The organism is Flavobacterium sp. W22_SRS_FK3, assembly GCF_052113665.1.
In the GTDB taxonomy this organism is placed as follows: domain Bacteria; phylum Bacteroidota; class Bacteroidia; order Flavobacteriales; family Flavobacteriaceae; genus Flavobacterium.
The window spans coordinates 181,260-200,579 of sequence record NZ_JBGQOF010000002.1 but is presented as its reverse complement, the minus strand read 5'-3'; the positions used below and the strand labels follow the sequence as shown (position 1 = coordinate 200,579).

The window sequence follows — 19,320 nt, the reverse complement described above, 5'->3', positions numbered from 1 at the left end:
TCACCGATAGTGAATTTACTCATATTGCGATCAGCACGAATACCCAAACCGGAATTGTAGGTTGGTTAGAACCTGTAACCGATGCCAAATACCATAGTTTTAATTAAATACTAATTCAAAAAATAAATAACTTATGTCAACAAATTATACAACTATTATTGAAGAAGGAAAAGTACCGAATACGTATATGACGGGCGAAGTATCTTATAAAAAACAGACTAGTAATATTCATCCTGAAAATACAATGATTAAAGAAGTTATTTTTGAGCCTTGTGCAAGAAGTAATTGGCATATTAACTCAAGTCTTCATATGCTTATTGCAAAAGAAGGTGTAGGATATTATCAGGAGAAAGGAAGCGCAGTTCGATTGCTTAACAAAGATGAAGTGGTTACGATTCTGCCAGGAGTTGAACATTGGTATGGTGCGACTCCTTTTGAAAAGTTCTCCTATGTTGCTATTATTACAGAAATAGATAAAGGTCACGGAACCTGGCTGGAAAAGGTGACAGATGGCGAATATTTTCTTTTAAGTAGTTTCTAATTTAAGTTGTGAAAAACTCAAACCTTAAAATTCAGACTAAGCTTTTAATCTTTGCGGCTTAGTGCGCACGATATAGATTGCTTATACGGTTGTTTAGGAAATACTGAACTTTGTTTAAAATATATTATCACTGCCTATAACAAAATAATTGGCGTTAATGATATGATAAACCAATATATAAGAAAGATTATTGAAAGGAGGTATTAAACATCGTTTTGTAATTGATTATGGACTCATTGAAAATTTAAACAAAATAGATATAATCAATCCAGTTATAAAAGCTGCATTTCATCGTTTTGAATGCGGCTTTTTATTTTTCGTTAGCGTTAATTAAAAGATTAAAAATGGATATACTTTTAAGATATCGGTAGATTTAATGCGTCATTATAAGAAATCTATTTTTAAGATCTTCAGCTATCAATTCTTCTTTATATTGTTATTGTGACTAAAATGCAGTTTATATTGTTTCATTTTATAATATGAAACAATATAACGCACTTAAAATTGGATTAGCTTCATTTTGTCATTTAAGTTTGTTAAAGTATTTAAGAAATTCCTGCTTATGCAAAAGAAGTTGAGTACATATCAGGTAAGATTATAAAAAGCATGCAGCTTCGAAAACACCAAATTTTATAATAATATCTATTATCAATCAATTTCAAAATTCAAGTACTTTTTTAGTTTATCAATGAAATTCAATAAAATAATTTTAACAAACTACTTTGTGAAAACAGAATGTTATGATTAAATAAGTAAGAATTTTAACCTTTTTAATTATGCTGTTTAAACAAAATGATTTAACTTTGATAATGTTAATATGTTGCTATATAGAGCTTTATATTGTATTATTAGCTGTTTAATTCGTTTTTGGCTTATCTCATATTTAATCGAAATTTTAATAATTTCAAGTCAAACTAAATTTAATCACTAATTTAATAGATAACACAAATGAATATTAAAAGAAAGAATCTTCGCATTATAACAGTATTCTTGTTGAGCTTGTTTTTCAGCTGTTCTCCAACAGTAAAAGTTACAAATGATTATGACCATGCAATTAACTTTGGTGAATTCAGAACTTTTGCTGTTTATGATTTAAGAGCGCAGGAGGGTCAGGTTAATCAATTGAATGCTGATCGAGTAGCAAACGCAATTCGTACCGAAATGACTGCTAAAGGCTTTACAGAATCAACTTCAAATCCGGATTTAAAAGTAAATGCTGTTTCTATTTTAAAGAATAAAACACAAGTTACAGCCGATACTAATTTCTATGGTTACGGCGGTATGTATCGTCCATATGGTTATTGGGGTGGAAGTACCATGATGGGAGGCGGTTCTACAACATTTAATTCTTATGATTATGTAAATGGATCATTAATTATTGATATTGTATCTTCCAAAACAGACAAACTCGTCTGGGAGGGAATAGGTAATGCCCAAATAGATAACAAACCTGATAATCCAGAAGAGTTTATCAACAGTTCAGTCAAAAAAATACTGGAAGGTTTTCCTCCTGGAATGGAAAAAATGTAATTTATATAAAAGGAGAAACAATCATACTTGTCAGTAAATAGAGAAGTACAGTCTTCAATAAATTATAGATTGATTCTTTTTAATTTAAAAAGAATGAAGGAATGTATTAAAAATAAAATTAACTTATTATGATTGATATTCTACTTTCACTTTTCTTTTTTTTAGCTGTAATAATTGGCTTTGCAACTTCATTTATGGTTCTTTTTTCGAAGAAAAAATATTCAAAAAGTTTTTTTCTGGGACTGTTTTTGTTTAGTCTGGCTGTTGTAAGTATATATAATTTTTATTTATCGGCTAATACTTTAAAAGACTTACCAAATTTGTTTATTATCACAAAATCATTTATTTTTTTAGTCGCTCCTTCTGCTTTTCTATATATTCGAAGTATTTTGTTTTCTGATAAATTATTTAAAAAATACGACTGGCTGCATTTTATGCCTTTTGTAGTATATTTTGGTTTAACAATTATTGTATGGATCGGAAATTACTTTGACATGCATATTGATTTTCTTTCAGATAAGATCGATAGCCCTTTTTCAATGTTAAGTTTGACGGTTTGGCTTTCCTATGCTTTTTGTCAAACCATGATGATCTTAAATTATGATTTAAAGAAATTTAAAGAAAATCATTTTAACAGGATTAAAGTATTAAGTTGGATCAGAGTCTATAATTTGGTGATATTGCTTTTGTTTTCTACTCTTTTTGTACATTGTTTTTTAATAAGTAAAATTGATGGTATTGATTTTTCATGTTATATTTTAATATCATCGGTTCTTCTTTTTACAGTGGGCTGGTTGTATTTTAAACCACAAATTTTTTATGATTCTAATGATTCATTTGATAGTTTAAATTTAAAAAAAGATGATTTGAAAATCATAAAAACTCGGGAAATAAAAGGTAATCTGCCCTTGATTAAAGAATTAAACCTGGAAAAAAAAGACGAATACCTTATGAAATTAGATAAAATTTTTTCGAAGAAAAAGCTTTTTCTAAAAAAGGACTTCGTAATTCGTGATTTATCAGACGAAACCGGAATATCAGTACATCATCTTTCCAATTTAATTAATTCAGAATTTAATCTTCATTTTCAGGATTTTGTAAATCTTAAAAGAATAGAATATTTTAATCAAAAAATCAATGATCCTGAATGGAAAGATTTATCATTGGAAGGTATGGCTTGGGGAGCGGGTTTTAAATCCAGAACCACTTGTTTCAGAGCTTTTGTAAAGCATACAGGAAAATCACCATCAGAATATTTTAAAATAATTAGAAGTAATCCCGATAAAGCGGAAAAGTATTTTTTGGACCAAACTTCAAATTGAAAACAAGTAGCATGAAGGATGATTGTTGAGTTTATTAATTTTTAAAACTAATATAATCTGTAAGTATTTTTTAGTTTTAGCCAACATAATTGGATGATTAATTCTGCACCTTTTTTAAAAGACAAAACAAATTTATTTTATTGAATGTAAATAAATTTTGATGTAGTTTAAAAATAAAACAGGACATGGAATATGAAAAACACAAAACTCTTCAGGACGATTGGTTTCATAAATATTTTTTTTCTTTTATCACTAAATTTCATGATGGGGCAAAAACAGCATATTAGTGTAAAAGATTCTCTTGATGGTGCATTCGATTTAAGTGATTACATTATTTATGCACATGGTTTTATAGTCGTTCCAACCATTATCACAGAACCGGCTTTAGGAGGAATTGGTGGAGCAATTGTACCTGTTTTTCTAAAAAAACATTCACCAGTAGTTGATGAAAACGGTAAAAAAAGATTTATAAATCCGGATATAACAGGAGGAATCGGAATGTATACCGGTAATAAAAGCTGGATGGCAGGTGCTTTTCGTTCCAGCACTTTAATAAAACCAAGAATTTTATATCGTATTATGGCCGGTTATGGAGACATGAATTTATCATTTTATGAAAATTTGCCTAACGGAGATGATATGGAATTTAAGCTTAATTTTAGGTCAACTGTGTTTTATACACAATGGTTAAAACAGTTTAGAAATACAAAATGGAGTGCAGGTCCTCAATATTTATTTCTAAATTCTAATATAACATTGCCGGATATTTTGCCTTCTTTTGTCAAACCAAAAGATATCAAAAGTGTTATAAGTCAGTTTGGTGCTGCTATTCAGTTTGATGGTCGTGATAATATTTTTACACCTGATAAAGGAATTCGGTTACAATCAGATTTTTTCTGGTCTGATAATGCAATTGGTAGTGATTATAATGCATGGCGTGTAAATTTATCCGCTATTGGTTTTTATCCGATAAGTAAAAAATTAATAGGAGGCTTAAGACTCGAAGGACAACAAGCTTTCGGAAGTTCGCCATTTTATCTTTTACCTGGTATAAATTTAAGAGGAATTCCTGCTGCTAGATATCAGGGAAAAACAAGTATAGTGTCTGAGGTCGAATTAAGATGGGATTTGTACAGAAGATGGAGTCTTATGGGCTATGGGGGTCTGGCAAGTGCTTTTGACGATTGGGATAAGGCTTTTGCAAAACCAGTTGTATATAGTTACGGATCAGGTTTTAGATATTTACTGGCACGAAAATTTAAACTGAGAATGGGAGTAGATATAGCAAAGGGGACTGAAAAGTGGGCCTATTATATAGTTTTTGGAAGTAATTGGATGCGTTAGAATCAACCTCTGATATAACTTAAATAAGTAACCAATTAAAAATTAAGATTATGAAAAAGTACAGTTTCTTTTTAATTCTTTTCCTGTTTTCAATTACAGGAAATGCTCAGAAAGCAAATTCATTTTTGCTTAATTTATATGGTGGATATACATTTTCTGATAAAGTTGAATATGAAAATTCATACGGTTATGTTGAAGACGGTTTTGAATATGGGGCAGGTCTTGAATATTTTTTTGTTCAGAACATTTCTGTAGAATTTAAATATCAAAGGCTTGATACAAAATTACCCTTATACGGACCGATGGGAAATCAAATAAACAAAGCAGATGACAAAGGAGCAATAAATTATATCTTAGTTGATAGTAATCACTATTTTGGATCAAGTTCGCAAAAAGCTTTGCCATATTTAGGAGGAGGTTTAGGAGTGGCTATTCTGGAAACACCTCAAAGTGGAAATGGGACTTATTTTGCATGGGAAATAAAAGGAGGGATTAAAATTAAAACGAGCTCACCTCTATCTGTAAATCTTCATGCTTACTTACAATCGATGACTGCTGCAGTTGGTAATAGTTATTACTGGACTTACATTGGAGTTGTGGGAGCAACTGATTATGTTTCTACTTATCAGTTTGGTTTAGGTGCATCTTTGAGTTATGACTTTAGCAAATAAAAAGAAAACAATTATTCTTCTTCTTCAGGAAGAATAACCCCATTTTCAAATGTTTCCTTTTCTGCTCTTTTTTTATCGGCTTTCCCTTTTCCTATTGGAATTCCAGCAGTTAGATACAAAGATCTATTATATTGATTTGGGCTTAAATCTCCTTTCATTAAAGGCACTAATCCATAATAATATTGTAGCGTAATATTCAAACCTTTGCCTGAATTTATATGATAGCCGGCACCAATAACAATACCTGCATCAATAACATGTATTTTGTCTCTTACATTGTTTTTATACGCAATGTCTTCTCCATTTATTTCTTTGCTGAATTTATCAAAAGCTTTAGCTAATAATCCCAATTGTGGACCACTTTTTATGTAGATATTATTTTTGAATTTATATTTTATTAAAATGGGAATATTAAAATAACGAATTTCTCTATCTACATTTCCACCCTTAAAAGTATTATCTAAATCAGCATTATTTAAAGAATATAACGAAACATTTTTGGCACCCATTGGAGATTTTACAATAACCCCCGTATTTAGCATCCACGATGGATTTTTTTTCGATTTAAAATCAAAATAAAAACCAAGATTAAAATCAATTTTTGTTTTTGATGTTTCTAAATTAGAAATAGATGAAAAATTGGCGCCTCCTTCTAAACCAAATTCAAGGAATGGGGAATTAAGTTTATCTCCAAAGATCAAAGAAATCAGTACTTGTGATTGGGATGAAGTTATGCAAAATAAAACAAAGAATATTAATAGAGCCTTTTTCATATAACTGAGTTAAAGTCCAAAACGATATTGAAAACTTCCTAATACTTGAGTTCGGCTGCCTAAAAAACCACATTCTGCGCGAAACATAAAATGTTTATTATATTGATATTGAGAACCAATAATGAAATTCCACATATCTTTTGGTTTCTTTTGTAGAGAATACTGCACTGATGAATTTTCTGCAGTACTTAGAGCCCCGTCTAATGAAGTTAAAATATTGCCGGCACTTTCTAAGGCTCTGTTAGCAGTATTGTATTTAGCAACATTTACTGGATTTTTTTGCTCAACCGGAGTTAAACCATCCCACCAAGTATCAACTTTTTCTTGATTTTCACCTATTTTTTCAAGACCGTTTTCTACTTTTTGCTGCGCATTATCCAAATTTATAAAATCTGACAATGGTAAGTCTCCATTTGTATCACCTGAAATATGAACTCTAAATCCACCTATCCAGGCTGTAACATTTTGATCAGGTTTTTTTAATTTAAAAGTTTTTCCAAAACGTGGACCAAAAATGTATGAAAAAGCAGGTTTATCTAATGAGCTTATATCTGTCCAAGCCATGTTCATATCAAGAGCAAACCAGCCTCCGCCAATGCCAATTGTTGGTGTTAGACCAAGACCAAATGTTGTAGCATTAAAATTGGCATTAGTGCTAAAATCTGCAATTTCTGACCAATTATTATCGGCGTCAGGTATCCAAATTCCTGCAGCAATATTAGTAGAAGTATTTACTTTTCCAAATATACCATAGATATTTAAAAAGGGTAATAACCAGATATCAGGTCTTATAGTAAGTACTGAAGCCTCTACATAAGATTTGTTAAAGCGAACAATTTCATCTAAATTTAATTTTTGTCCATAATTAAAACCTACTTCTAATTTATTAATAATCAAATCAGATTTTTGCCAAAAATAGTTTACAGATACACCTGCAGAATAGGGTAGATTATATCCTCTTTGAGCAACCTTTTCACCCCATATTGGCAGTGCATAAGGATATTTTTCTGTTTTTAGGCTGTCTTTAAGAAACTCGTTACTTTTACCAACTACTTTATCCGTGTAGACTTGTCCAAAGGTTTGAAAAGTTAAAATCAATAAAACGAAAACCATTAATTTATTTGCTTTCATAGTCTCTTTTTTAAATGAATATTCTAAAAGGAGGTAATTTGAAAAAAAAATGTAATTTTCTTATTTTTAGAGTGTTGTAAAAACAAAGGATTTTTGTAAGTTAAAATTACGTGAAAAAATCTGATTAAAAAAAATGTTTTTCAAGTTTTCCTGAAATTAGTATAAAGAGTATAAAAAGTATTGATTTTTCTAAAAAAAAAAGTGATAGTTGTTTCTTAGAGTTAATTTTGATACTTATCTAATAAATGTTTTATTTTAGATCAGCATCAGTTTCGATTTTCTTAATTTCTACTTTTTCTTTTTTAATCGCCTGTCTTAACAAGGCAAATAAACTCATATAAGCATTAGCTAAAAAAACTAATGAAAATCCGGCTATCAGATAGCCACGCCAATCTTCAATAAGTAAGAGCTTGAAATCGCAAAGAGATATAAAAAGCAATGTAATATAATGACTAAAGCAATATTCACACGTAAATAAGTAAAAAAATTTTCTGGTTAAAAATTTCTTGTCGTTTTGAGAACGATTTACACACCATTGTCTGGGTTCACGAAATATTTCTTCCTGAGTTACTGTCCAACTGACACAGGCTATTGGAATAGCCAGAATAAATAACCATATAATTTGAGTCGTTATATCCATTCATCCTTAATTTATAATCTTAAGAATTCAAAATTAGGAATGATCCTTCCTGATTACCTTATATAATTTACAAACTAAATTATATAATTTCCTTATTTTGTTCTAAAAAATCACGAAACCAAATTCCGGATTGTTTGATTGTTCTTTTTTGTGTCTCAAAGTCAATGTGAACTAATCCAAATCTTGCATTATACCCTTCTGCCCATTCAAAATTATCTGTGAGACTCCATACAAAATAACCGTCAACTTTATAACCCTCTTGTTTGGCTTTAAGTACTTGTTCTAAATTATCTTGTATAAAGTGTGTTCGCTTAATATCATATACTTTACCATTAGTTACTGTATCTGGAAATGCAGCACCATTTTCGGTTATTATAATTTTTTTAATTCCTTTATATAAATTAAATTTCTGGAGTATATAATATAGGGCAGGAGGGTAGATTTCCCAGCCCATTTCAGTAGATATTACATTTCTTTTTTCAGCACTTATTAATTCGGCACCAATATATGGAATCAGTAATGAAGATTTTACAATTTCCCGGGTATAACATTGAAGTCCTACGAAATCAAAATCAAAACTTAAATTATCAAGATCATCTTCCTGAATATAGTTATTAAGTTTTTTAAGAACAGGCAGATCATCCAGAGGATATCCAAGACCTAAAAGTGGCTCTATAAATGTTCTGTTTAGTAAGGTATCTACACGTTTAGCAGCCTGAATATCTGAAGGCTTATCTGAGAAAGGCTCGATATGTGTACATGAAAAAGTTGTTCCAATATTTGCTTCTGGTAATTTTTCTCTTATTTTTTTTGCACCGGCTGCTGTAGCTAATGTTACATGATGGATTGCTTTTAAATAGTTGGTTATACCTTTTTTACCCGGAGCATGAATTCCCAGAAAATAACCCGCTCCTGTAAAAACCGAAGGTTCATTAATAACCATCCAATTTTTTACACGATCACCAAAATGCTTAGCACAAACTTCAACATATTCAGAAAACCAGGTTGCACATTCTCTGTTTGTCCATCCGCCTTTTACTTCAAGGTCATGTGGTAAATCCCAATGATAGAGTGTTACCCATGGTTCAATTTTACATTCGAGTAAAAAATCAATTATTTTATTGTAATAATCTATTCCTAAATGATTTATAGGATGAATACCAGTTGGCATAATGCGAGACCAACTAATAGAAAATCTAAAATTAGGAATATTTAGTTCGCGTACTAACTGAATGTCATTTTTATAATAATTATAAAAATCACAAGCATCTATAGCATGATGGCCATTTTTTATTTTGCCCTTTTGCCTGGTAAAAACGTCCCATATTGATAGACCTTTTCCATCTGCATCATGTGCACCTTCTATTTGGAAAGCAGCAGTAGAGACCCCCCAAAGAAAATTTTCTCCAAATTGGTCCTTATTTAAAAATGACTTCTCTAATTTATTCATTCAAATGTGATTCCTAAATTCTGAAAATTAATGAATGAATGATGAATGCATAGCTTTGAGAAAAAGCCATTCTTTAAATGAAACTAGAAATTTTAAGCTAAAGAATTTCATAACTATTTGTTTTATTCAAATTAAGCAAACGAATATAAATTAACAGTAATCTAAATGTTATCAAATAGTTAACTATTAAGTATTTAGATTTTTTTAAAAAATTATCTCTAGTAAATACAGATTTAATAAAAATTAATATCATTATAATTATAATGAAATTTTACTCAACTTACTCAAATCATATCTTTTAAATTTTATTAACAACAAATAAATTTTGACAAAACTTCATTAAGTTTATATTTGTAAGACAAAAAATATAAATTTTTGAAATTCCATGAGATCCAACCCTTTTAAAAAATATGTTTTTCTTTTCTTCTGTATATCAGCTGGAGCATATAGCCAAAATGTAAAACTAATTACTATCGATCAGCTCAATGAAAGAATAAAGACCGGAAAAGACAGTACTTATATTGTCAATTTTTGGGCAACCTGGTGTGCACCATGCATTAAGGAATTACCACATTTTGAAAGACTTCAGGCTGAATATAAATCGGAGAAATTGGCAGTACTCTTGATTAGTGTCGATTTTAAATCAAAATTGAGTTCAGCTGTCGTTACATTTGTTAAAAGAAAAGAGCTGAAAAATGAAGTTTTTTTGTTGAATGAAAGCAGTCCGCAAGAATATATTGACCGAATTGATCCTTCCTGGTCGGGCAGTATTCCTGCATCAATTTTTATAAAAGGAGATAAACGTAAGTTTGTCGAAAGTGAATTTACCTACGAACAATTATTAACTGAATATAAAAACTATAAATCATGAAAAAAATAATTTTATTACTTGTATTAGCATTTTCTGCCTTTCTTCAGGCACAAACAGGCACAACCCTAAAAGCAGGAGATGCAGCTCCAGATTTTAAATTGAAAAATGTAGATGGAAAAGAAGTTTCATTTGCAAGTTACCCTAAAGCAAAAGGTTTTATTGTTGTATTTACGTGTAATACGTGTCCGTATGCTGTTGCTTATGAGCAAAGAATTATCGATCTGGACAACAAATTTAGATCACAAGGCTATCCTGTAATTGCTATAAACCCGAATGATCCTGAAGCTTCTACAGCTGATACTTTTGATAAAATGCAGGAATTAGCCAAAGGCAAAAAATATCCTTTTGCTTATTTATTTGATGCAGGACAAAAAGTAACCGATCAATATGGTGCAAAGCGTACACCACATGTTTTTATTATTTCGAAATCTACAAAAGGTAATGTGGTAGAATATGTTGGTGCAATCGATAATGATCCGGAAGGAACAAAAACTGAAAAAATAAAATATGCTGAGGATGTTATTGCATCATTAAAAAACAATCAAAAACCAACTATTACACAGACAAAAGAAATTGGCTGTACAGTTAAGAGAAAAGCAAAAGCTTAATTTACTGTTTTTTCATTTATATAAAAACGCTTCAGGTCTCTGAAGCGTTTTTATTTCTATAAATTTTTCAATTTCTTCATGAAGATAGGAAACACTTCATTTATTTCATCAAAAAGAGGGTTTTTTCGGTGTTTCAATTTAATTTCTCCAAATAATTTTAAACCTAATGCAAATTGGGTTGCTTCTGATTCATTATCAAATAAGTTTTTAGCTTTTATTCTTTCAATGATACTAAAAATTTCATCGTGATTTTCAAATTCGATTCCAAGCTCTTTTGCAGGTGAATTTTCACCATTTGCGTATTGTTTGAGACTTAATGTCAAATGATATTTATTACTTCTTTTTTCCATGGGATAATTATTTAAGCCATTTTTCAACTATGGTTTTAAATGCTTCTTTGTATTGTTCACCAACAGTAATTTCAGTTTTTTCAATAAAAACTGAGTTCTTGCTAATAGCATTTATTTTTTCTAGCGAAACAATATACGAACGATGAATTCTCATAAATTTTGACGATGGTAATTTTTCTTCTAAAGCCTTTAATGATATAAGGGAAAGAACTGTTTTTTGAGAATCGACCAGATGTACTTTTACATAGTCTTTTAAACTTTCGATATACAAAACATCTTTTATGGAAATACGTACCCATTGGTATTCTACCTTTAAGAAAAAAAACTCATCATCTGATGAAATGGGCTGGTAATGATTTGAATATTCTTCGGTTATTTTCAATACTTTATTTGCCGCTCTTAAAAACTCCTCATAACTAAAGGGTTTTAAAAGATAATCGATAGCATTAACTTTATAACCTTCAATTGCATAATGATTGTATGCTGTTGTAAAAATAATTTTTGGAGTTGGTCCAGGCTGTTCCTGTAGAAGTCTCGCTAATTCCATTCCTGTTAAATTAGGCATATTAATGTCCAAAAAAACAAGATCCGGCTGCTTTTCTTTAATTATCGTTATGGCTTCAACGGCATTATCACAGATTGAACTGAGCTCTAAAAAAGGGGTTTGCTCAATGAAGGTCTGAACCAATTTTAATGCAAGTGGTTCATCGTCGACTGCTATACATTTTAATATTGTCATTATTCTAAAGTTATTTGCAGTTTTACGTTGTATTTTCCGTTTTTAGCAATGCCCGCTGTTAGGGTATGTTTATGCGGATAAATTAAATGAAGTCTGCGTTTTGTATTGGTTAGTCCAATGCCGCCTTCCTCTGTTGTAGAAGTTTTTGCAAAATAAGTATTTTCTACTTCAAATTCAAGAAGGCTACCATTCTGAGAAAGTGAAATATGAATTTCACTTTTATCAGTAGCATGAATACCGTGTTTAAAAGCATTTTCTACTAAAGGTAGTAATAACATTGGAACAATCGGATAATCATGTATTGTTTCAGGTATATCAGTTGTAATGGTTAGTTTGCTGTTAGCACGAAGTTTCATTAAAGAAATAAAATCTTTCATAAAATCGGCTTCTTTCAGCAATGTTGTTGTTTCTTCTGTGCTGTAAAGTAAATAACGCATCATTCGGCTTAAAGTATGCAGTGCACTTCTGGAATCTTCAACATCTGTATAGGTAAGTGAATAAATACTATTTAGCGAATTAAAGAAAAAGTGGGGATTGATCTGTGCTTTCAGCATTGCTAATTCTGCTACTGTTTTATCCTGTTCCAGTTTTTGCTTATGCTGCGCCGCTTTCTGCCAATATTGAAGCATAGACCAACTTGTACTGATACCTAAAACCAATAAGGTTAGCATCAAAACATAATTGTCAAAATAGGGATTTCTATATTTTTTAAATCCTAATACCTCACTGACTTTAGTATGAAGCTCTGTTTCTGAAGTATAAAAATAAGCAATTATCTGCATTACAAAAATGGCAAGGAAAGCCCAAACTAAAAACGGAGATGTATTATCTTTTATAATGGTTTTTGGGACTATGATTTTGGCATTAGAATAAAAAAGAATAATTAATAATACTAAAATAATCATCTGCCAAAGCCAAAACACGGATGGAAGTACTACATTCCAGGTTATAGGGATGTAAAACAACATGATAAATCCTAATAATAACCAGCTAAGAATGTGTAATCCGGTAAATAAATAAGGTCTAAATAAGTTTGTGGACATTCTAATTTATGTTTTTATCAGCAATATTACACTTTATTTGAATGTAATTTTGGATCAATCGCTATAGAGAGATTTACACTCCATAAAAACCATGTTAGAGCCGATGAGTTCATAAATTAAACAGTTGTTTAATTTTTAAAAATATCTATCGGCTGTAAGGTTATCTCTGTCGATTCTCTTGCACTCTTCGTCTATTCGATACTTTTTGTGTATTCTATTTTCTTTCTTTTGCTTATTATTTAATAGATAATTTCACATTTTTCACAATGAATAAGCAACCCTTTTTAAGTATTCTCTCAGTATTTTTTCTTATTACATCTTGCGGTAAAAACGATAAATCGGCACAGCCAGGAGATGCTGCACAAGTCAAAGAGTACAAAACGGTGACTTTACAACCGCAATCAGCAACATTATATAGTGACTACCCTGCGAGTATTCAGGGACAGCAAAATATAGAAATCCGACCTAGAGTAGAAGGATATATCGACAAGATTTATGTTGATGAAGGAGCTGTCGTAAAAGCAGGACAACCTTTGTTTAAAATTAGTGCGCCAGAATATGAGCAACAAGTTCGTACAGCCACGGCAAGCATTAAAAGTGCTCAGGCTTCTGTAAGTGCGGCAAAACTGGCAGTCAATAAAGTAAAACCTTTGGTCGAAAAAGAAATTATTAGTAAATATGATTTAGAGTCGGCGCAATATACTTACGAATCAGCTATGGCAAATTTAGCCCAGGCAAACGCAGCCTTGGTAAATGCTAAAACTAATTTGGGTTATACGACTGTAACAAGTCCGGTTAATGGTGTTGTGGGATCGATTCCTTTTCGTTTAGGTAGTTTGGTAAGTTCAGCCAATGCAGATCCGCTTACAACAGTTGCAAGTATTGGAAATGTATATGCTTATTTTGCTATCAATGAGAAAAAATTACTCAATTTCACTGAAGGTAAAACTCCCGGAAATACATTGGCAGAAAAAATAAAAAATATGCCTTCGGTTTCATTAGTTCTTTCAGATGGAACACCTTATGATAGCAAAGGACGAATTGAAACCGTAAACGGATTAATTAATACCGAAACAGGTTCTGTGAACTTCAGAGCTCGTTTTCCTAACCCAAAAAGCATTATTCGAAGCGGAAGCAGTACGACAGTTCGTATTCCGAATGAAGTTAAAGATGCAATATTGATTCCACAAAGCGCCACATTTGAACTTCAGGATAAAATTTTCGCAGTTACCGTTGGAAAAGATGGAAAAACTAAAAACACCAATATTACAGTGATGGACATCAGTGCGGGAAATTACTACGTTGTAACAAGCGGACTTAAAGCAGGAGATCAAATTGTATTAGAAGGAGTGGCCACATTAAAAGACGGAAGCCAGATTAAAGCTAATAATCAAAGTACAGAAACGGTTTACGCAGACTTAAAATAAGAAACAAATGTTTAAAAAATTTATACAACGACCAGTATTATCAACGGTAATATCTGTAATCATCGTTATTTTAGGAGTGTTAGGACTGGCTGCACTTCCTATCGCACAATATCCTGATATTGCACCGCCAACGGTTAACGTTTCCGCAAGTTATGCAGGAGCGAATGCAGACGTAGTATTGAAAAGTATTGTAATTCCGCTGGAAGAGCAAATAAACGGTGTTGAGAACATGACATACATGACCTCTTCTGCAACAAATGATGGAAATGCCTCTATCAAAATCTTTTTTAAAGTAGGAACAAATCCTGATTTAGCTGCTGTAAACGTACAAAACAGAGTTTCCAGAGCAACGAGTTTATTGCCTGCTGAAGTAACACAGGCTGGTGTAACAGTAACTAAAAGTCAGAGTAGCAACTTATTGATTTTCTCGTTATACAGTGAAAATCCTGCCTACGATCAAACTTTTCTTCAAAATTATGCGAAGATAAATTTAGTACCACAACTTCAACGTGTAGTTGGAGTTGGTGAAGTAAACGTTTTTGGGGCTAAAGATTATTCAATGCGTATTTGGCTGAAGCCAGATGTAATGAAGCAGTATAAATTAATTCCCAGTGATATTTCTGTTGCCTTAGCAGAACAAAATATAGAGGCAGCTCCTGGTAAATTTGGTGAAAATGGAAACCAGGCTTTTCAATACGTAATTAAATATAAAGGCCGTTTGACAACTGCAGATGAATTTGAAAATATCATCATAAAATCGGTAGGAAACGGACAGATGTTACGTCTGAGGGATATAGCTAAAGTTGAGTTAGGATCACTAAGTTATGCTTCAACAATTAAAACAAATGGTGTCGAATCGGCAGCGATGGCTATCAGTCAAACTCCTGGATCAAACGCCCGTGATGTAATCAATAACTCCAAAAAACTGATTGAAGATGCTGCAAAAAGTTTTCCCAAAGGTGTAAAATACACGATTCTTGTTGATGTTAATGAAAATTTGGATGCTTCTATCGAAAAGGTAATTCATACTTTGATCGAAGCTTTTATATTAGTTTTTATCGTAGTATTTATTTTTCTTCAGGATTTTAGATCTACTTTAATTCCGGCGATTGCAGTTCCGGTTGCCATTGTAGGAACGTTTTTCTTCCTGAATTTATTCGGATTTACGATAAACTTATTAACGCTTTTTGCAATGGTGCTCGCCATTGGTATTGTGGTCGATGATGCCATTGTAGTTGTCGAGGCAGTACATGCTAAGCTTGACAGTGGTTATAAATCATCTAAAAAAGCGACGATTGATGCAATGGATGAAATTTCGGGTGCGATTATTTCGATTACGCTTGTAATGGCTGCTGTATTTATTCCCGTAACCTTTATTACGGGATCTACAGGAGTTTTCTACAAACAATTTGGTATTACCTTAGCGGTAGCGATTATACTTTCAGCTGTAAATGCTTTAACTTTGAGTCCGGCATTGTGTGCTTTACTTTTAAAACCTCATGCTGACGATCATAAACATAAAAGCTTTATTCAGAGATTCTATACTTCATTTAACGTTGCATTTGATAATGTTACTAATAAGTATAAAAGATCGGTTCAATTTCTTTCTGTAAAAAAATGGATTGTATTAGCAGCTATTCTTATTGCTGGTGCGTCATTATTTTACATGATGAAAACAACGCCATCAGCCTTCGTACCTTCTGAAGATCAGGGAACTGTTTTTGCAAATATAAGTTTACCGCCATCGGCTTCTATGGAACGTTCGGATATCATAGCAAAGAGAGTTGACAGTATTGCTAAAACAATTCCAGGAGTTAAAAACACACTTCGTATTGTGGGTCAAAACTTTACTGCAGGTGCAGGAAGTGCTTACAGTATGGTTATTGTAAAATTAGTGCCGTGGGACAAACGTGATTTAAGTGTTAATGATGTAATTGGACAACTTTTTGCTAAAACAAGCGGCATTCGTGAAGCTAATATTTTCTTTATTTCGCCACCAACTATTCAGGGTTTTGGACAAAGTGGAGGATTTGAATTTCAATTGCAGGACAAAGGAGGTCACTCAACGGCTGATTTTTACAAAGTAAACACAGATTTTTTAGAAAAACTTTCTAAACGTCCAGAAATTCAATATGCAACTACACCATTTAATCCAGGTTTTCCTCAATATATGATGGAAATTAATTTAGAAAAAGCAAAAGATGCAGGAGTTGGAGTCAATACTATTTTATCGACAATGCAAGGATATTACGGTGGATTGTATGCTTCGAATTTCAATAAATTCGGAAAACAATACCGCGTAATGATTCAGGCAGCAGCCGAATTTAGAACCAATACTGAAGGATTGAACAAAATTTTTGTTAGAAACAGTTCTGGAACGATGGCCCCAATTACTGAGTTTATAAAAATGACGCGAGTTTTTGGACCAGAATCTATTTCAAGATTTAACCTTTTTACTTCAATTTCAATAACGGGAGCACCAAATCCAGGTTATAGTTCCGGAGATGCCATTAAAGCAATTCAGGAAGTTGCCGCTGAAAATCTTCCTGCTGGTTATGGTTATGAGTTTTCAGGATTAACGCGTGAAGAACTAGCGTCAGGAAGTGAAACTATTTTCATTTTTATATTGTGTTTAGTGTTTGTTTATTTCTTACTGAGTGCACAATATGAAAGTTATATTCTGCCATTTGCAGTGTTATTCTCTATTCCATTTGGATTAGCTGGAGCATATTTGTTCTCGATTATTTTCAAATTAAATAGTAATATTTATTTACAGATTTCATTAATCATGCTAATAGGGTTATTGGCGAAGAACGGAATTTTAATTGTCGAATTTGCATTGGAGAGAAGACGAAAAGGATTGCCAATTGTTCAGGCAGCAATAGCAGGAGCTGTTGCACGTTTACGTCCAATTTTGATGACTTCTTTCGCTTTTATTTTAGGACTTGTCCCTTTAATGTTTGCTACCGGAGCGGGAGCTGTAGGGAATAAATCGATTGGAACCGGGGCAGTTGGCGGTATGTTAATCGGGACTATTTTGGGGGTATTTGTTATTCCGGTATTGTTTATCATTTTCCAGACTTTACAGGAAAAAGTAAGCGGTCCGGCAAAAGATGGTTATGATGATGAAGATGATGAAGATGATGACGAGGAAGTACAATTGATCGAAGCTCATAAAGAGTAATAATTTAATTCAGAAGAAATGACTCATAGTTCAAATAAATATTTTGTACTGGTAGTAGCAGCCGTATTTTTAAGTGCTTGCTCCATTACCAAAAAGTACGAACGACCAACAACACTCTCAACAGATAAACTGTTTCGTGATCAGGCTTCTGCCGATTCGACAACAATTGCCAATATGCCATGGCAAAGTGTTTTTAAAGATGAAAAACTGAATGCACTAATTCAAAAAGGATTAGACAATAATCTTAATCTGAAAAATGCTATTGAGAATATTATTCAGGCTCAAGCGTCGCTGCGACAAAGTAAATTGGCTTATTATCCAACATTACAACTGGATGCAAACGCAACGCGTAATAAACAATCAGAAGCAGGACTTAATTTTCCACCCGGAATTAATATCAATACCCTGACTACTACCTATAAATTAGGTTTGAGTACCTCGTGGGAAGCTGATATTTGGGGAAAACTAAGCAGTTCAAAAAGAGCTGCTTTGGCTTCATATTTAGCAACAGATGCGGCAAAACAGGCGGTGCAGACACAATTGATTTCAGATATTGCCAACAACTATTTTCTGTTATTAGCGTATGATAAACAATTGAAAATTACGCAGGAAACCTTAGAAAGCCGTATTGAAAATGTTGAAACGATTAAAGCTTTAAAAGAAGGTGCCATTGTTAACGGAGCAGCAGTAGTGCAGAGTGAAGCTAATAAGTATGCTGCAGAAGTTTTAATCCCAGATTTAAAACAAAGCATTCGTGAAACTGAAAATACGATTAATATTTTATTAGGCCAGGCACCGGGACCGATTGACAGGGGAGTTTTGGGAACGCAGTCAATTCCGGAAAATATTGCAATCGGATTACCTTCTCAATTATTGCAAAACCGTCCTGATGTTCGGCAGGCTGAATTTGATTTCAGAGTTGCCTTTGAATCTACCAATTTGGCGAGGACATATTTCTATCCAAGTTTAACACTTACAGCAAGTGGCGGTTTTTCGAATTTGGAATTAAAAGACTTTTTTACCAACTCAATCTTTTACTCGATAATTGGTGGTTTGACTCAGCCGATATTTAATCAGGGACTTAATAAAATGAGATTGACAACAGCTCAATCACAGCAATTACAGGCTTATAATAATTTTCAGCAGAGTCTTTTAACAGCAGGTCAGGAAGTTTCGAATGCATTATACGCTTATCAAATGGCTGTTGACAAGCAGGATTCCAGAGAAAAACAGATTGAAGCCTTAGCGAAAGCAGTTGATTATACACAACAGCTTTTAGAATACAGTTCGGCTACCAATTATACAGATGTATTGACATCTGAGCAGAATTTATTGGCTGCTCAATTAAGCGGTATCAATGATAATTTACAAAAATTACAAGCAGTTGTTGATTTGTATCGTGCTTTAGGAGGTGGCTGGAAATAGAATTTCAGATCATCATCATTAATTAAATTGTTAAAACGAAGAGCGCCTCAGTATTTGGGGCGTTTTTTTTTGGCTGATTTGAGTTTTAATATTAAATGATAATATTCTTATGAAAATGATTGCCTAGCCCCGATAGTAGTGAAAATCATTTTGTGGCGGGGTTCGCCATAAAATATTGCAACGGATAGCGGGATTAGCTTCTTTAAAAAACCTTAGCTAAATTATGTCGGATAAAAATCAATGCTCGTCGACTGGTACAATGGTTCTGTAT

At 32.3% G+C, this 19,320-nt stretch carries 17 protein-coding genes; 10 read left to right on the top strand and 7 right to left on the bottom strand.

The window, feature by feature from the left end; translation table 11 throughout:
• The first annotated feature begins 133 nt into the window (after positions 1 to 133).
• From ACEN2I_RS02625 to ACEN2I_RS02605, 5 genes are all read left to right on the top strand, one after another.
• On the top strand, positions 134 to 541 hold the full coding sequence (locus ACEN2I_RS02625; RefSeq protein ID WP_441764570.1) for a cupin domain-containing protein: 408 nt from the start codon (positions 134 to 136) through the stop codon (positions 539 to 541).
• Positions 542 to 1,489: 948 nt separating this feature from the next.
• Positions 1,490 to 2,071, top strand: coding sequence for a DUF4136 domain-containing protein (locus ACEN2I_RS02620; RefSeq protein ID WP_441764569.1), 582 nt, complete (start codon positions 1,490 to 1,492; stop codon positions 2,069 to 2,071).
• Between the two features lie 128 nt (positions 2,072 to 2,199).
• Positions 2,200 to 3,393: a helix-turn-helix domain-containing protein gene (locus tag ACEN2I_RS02615; protein ID WP_441764568.1), complete on the top strand. Its 1,194-nt coding sequence runs from the start codon at positions 2,200 to 2,202 to the stop codon at positions 3,391 to 3,393.
• A gap of 192 nt (positions 3,394 to 3,585) precedes the next feature.
• Complete coding sequence (locus ACEN2I_RS02610) at positions 3,586 to 4,737, top strand: hypothetical protein (protein WP_441764567.1); 1,152 nt, start codon at positions 3,586 to 3,588, stop codon at positions 4,735 to 4,737.
• Between the two features lie 50 nt (positions 4,738 to 4,787).
• Positions 4,788 to 5,408: an outer membrane beta-barrel protein gene (locus ACEN2I_RS02605; protein ID WP_441764566.1), complete on the top strand. Its 621-nt coding sequence runs from the start codon at positions 4,788 to 4,790 to the stop codon at positions 5,406 to 5,408.
• A gap of 11 nt (positions 5,409 to 5,419) precedes the next feature.
• On the opposite strand, the gene ACEN2I_RS02600 is transcribed toward ACEN2I_RS02605, so the two are convergent.
• The 4 genes from ACEN2I_RS02600 to ACEN2I_RS02585 form a co-directional block, all read right to left on the bottom strand.
• Positions 5,420 to 6,181 (bottom strand): porin family protein, encoded by a 762-nt coding sequence (locus ACEN2I_RS02600; RefSeq protein ID WP_441764565.1) that lies wholly within the window; start codon positions 6,179 to 6,181, stop codon positions 5,420 to 5,422.
• Positions 6,182 to 6,190: 9 nt separating this feature from the next.
• Positions 6,191 to 7,312 (bottom strand): hypothetical protein, encoded by a 1,122-nt coding sequence (locus tag ACEN2I_RS02595; RefSeq protein ID WP_441764564.1) that lies wholly within the window; start codon positions 7,310 to 7,312, stop codon positions 6,191 to 6,193.
• A gap of 250 nt (positions 7,313 to 7,562) precedes the next feature.
• A complete protein-coding gene (locus ACEN2I_RS02590) occupies positions 7,563 to 7,952 on the bottom strand; it encodes a hypothetical protein (protein WP_441764563.1) in 390 nt (129 codons plus the stop codon).
• 79 nt (positions 7,953 to 8,031) lie between these two features.
• The gene (locus ACEN2I_RS02585) at positions 8,032 to 9,402 is read right to left on the bottom strand and encodes a GH1 family beta-glucosidase (protein WP_441764562.1); all 1,371 of its coding nucleotides are present in this window, start codon (positions 9,400 to 9,402) and stop codon (positions 8,032 to 8,034) included.
• 385 nt (positions 9,403 to 9,787) lie between these two features.
• Here ACEN2I_RS02585 and ACEN2I_RS02580 point away from each other — a divergent pair, with 385 nt between their 5' ends.
• Together ACEN2I_RS02580 and ACEN2I_RS02575 are read left to right on the top strand one after the other, a co-directional pair.
• The gene (locus ACEN2I_RS02580) at positions 9,788 to 10,273 is read left to right on the top strand and encodes a TlpA family protein disulfide reductase (RefSeq protein ID WP_441764561.1); all 486 of its coding nucleotides are present in this window, start codon (positions 9,788 to 9,790) and stop codon (positions 10,271 to 10,273) included.
• The gene (locus ACEN2I_RS02575) at positions 10,270 to 10,881 is read left to right on the top strand and encodes a thioredoxin family protein (protein ID WP_441764560.1); all 612 of its coding nucleotides are present in this window, start codon (positions 10,270 to 10,272) and stop codon (positions 10,879 to 10,881) included. Before ACEN2I_RS02580 ends, ACEN2I_RS02575 begins: the two co-directional genes overlap by 4 nt.
• 56 nt (positions 10,882 to 10,937) lie before the next feature.
• On the opposite strand, the gene ACEN2I_RS02570 is transcribed toward ACEN2I_RS02575, so the two are convergent.
• Genes ACEN2I_RS02570 through ACEN2I_RS02560 form a run of 3 tightly spaced genes read right to left on the bottom strand, consistent with a single transcriptional unit; the run spans position 10,938 to position 13,013 of the window.
• Positions 10,938 to 11,231, bottom strand: coding sequence for a DUF3861 domain-containing protein (locus tag ACEN2I_RS02570; RefSeq protein WP_441764559.1), 294 nt, complete (start codon positions 11,229 to 11,231; stop codon positions 10,938 to 10,940).
• Between the two features lie 7 nt (positions 11,232 to 11,238).
• A complete protein-coding gene (locus ACEN2I_RS02565) occupies positions 11,239 to 11,970 on the bottom strand; it encodes a LytR/AlgR family response regulator transcription factor (RefSeq protein ID WP_441764558.1) in 732 nt (243 codons plus the stop codon).
• Entirely contained in the window at positions 11,970 to 13,013 is a 1,044-nt protein-coding gene (locus ACEN2I_RS02560; RefSeq protein WP_441764557.1) for a sensor histidine kinase, read from the bottom strand. Before ACEN2I_RS02560 ends, ACEN2I_RS02565 begins: the two co-directional genes overlap by 1 nt.
• Before the next feature lie 266 nt (positions 13,014 to 13,279).
• Between ACEN2I_RS02560 and ACEN2I_RS02555 the strand changes: the two genes are divergently transcribed.
• Genes ACEN2I_RS02555 through ACEN2I_RS02545 form a run of 3 tightly spaced genes read left to right on the top strand, consistent with a single transcriptional unit; the run spans position 13,280 to position 19,049 of the window.
• On the top strand, positions 13,280 to 14,440 hold the full coding sequence (locus ACEN2I_RS02555; RefSeq protein WP_441764556.1) for an efflux RND transporter periplasmic adaptor subunit: 1,161 nt from the start codon (positions 13,280 to 13,282) through the stop codon (positions 14,438 to 14,440).
• Positions 14,441 to 14,447: 7 nt separating this feature from the next.
• Positions 14,448 to 17,624, top strand: coding sequence for an efflux RND transporter permease subunit (locus ACEN2I_RS02550; RefSeq protein WP_441764555.1), 3,177 nt, complete (start codon positions 14,448 to 14,450; stop codon positions 17,622 to 17,624).
• Positions 17,625 to 17,642: 18 nt separating this feature from the next.
• Complete coding sequence (locus tag ACEN2I_RS02545) at positions 17,643 to 19,049, top strand: efflux transporter outer membrane subunit (RefSeq protein ID WP_441764554.1); 1,407 nt, start codon at positions 17,643 to 17,645, stop codon at positions 19,047 to 19,049.
• Positions 19,050 to 19,320: the final 271 nt, after the last annotated feature.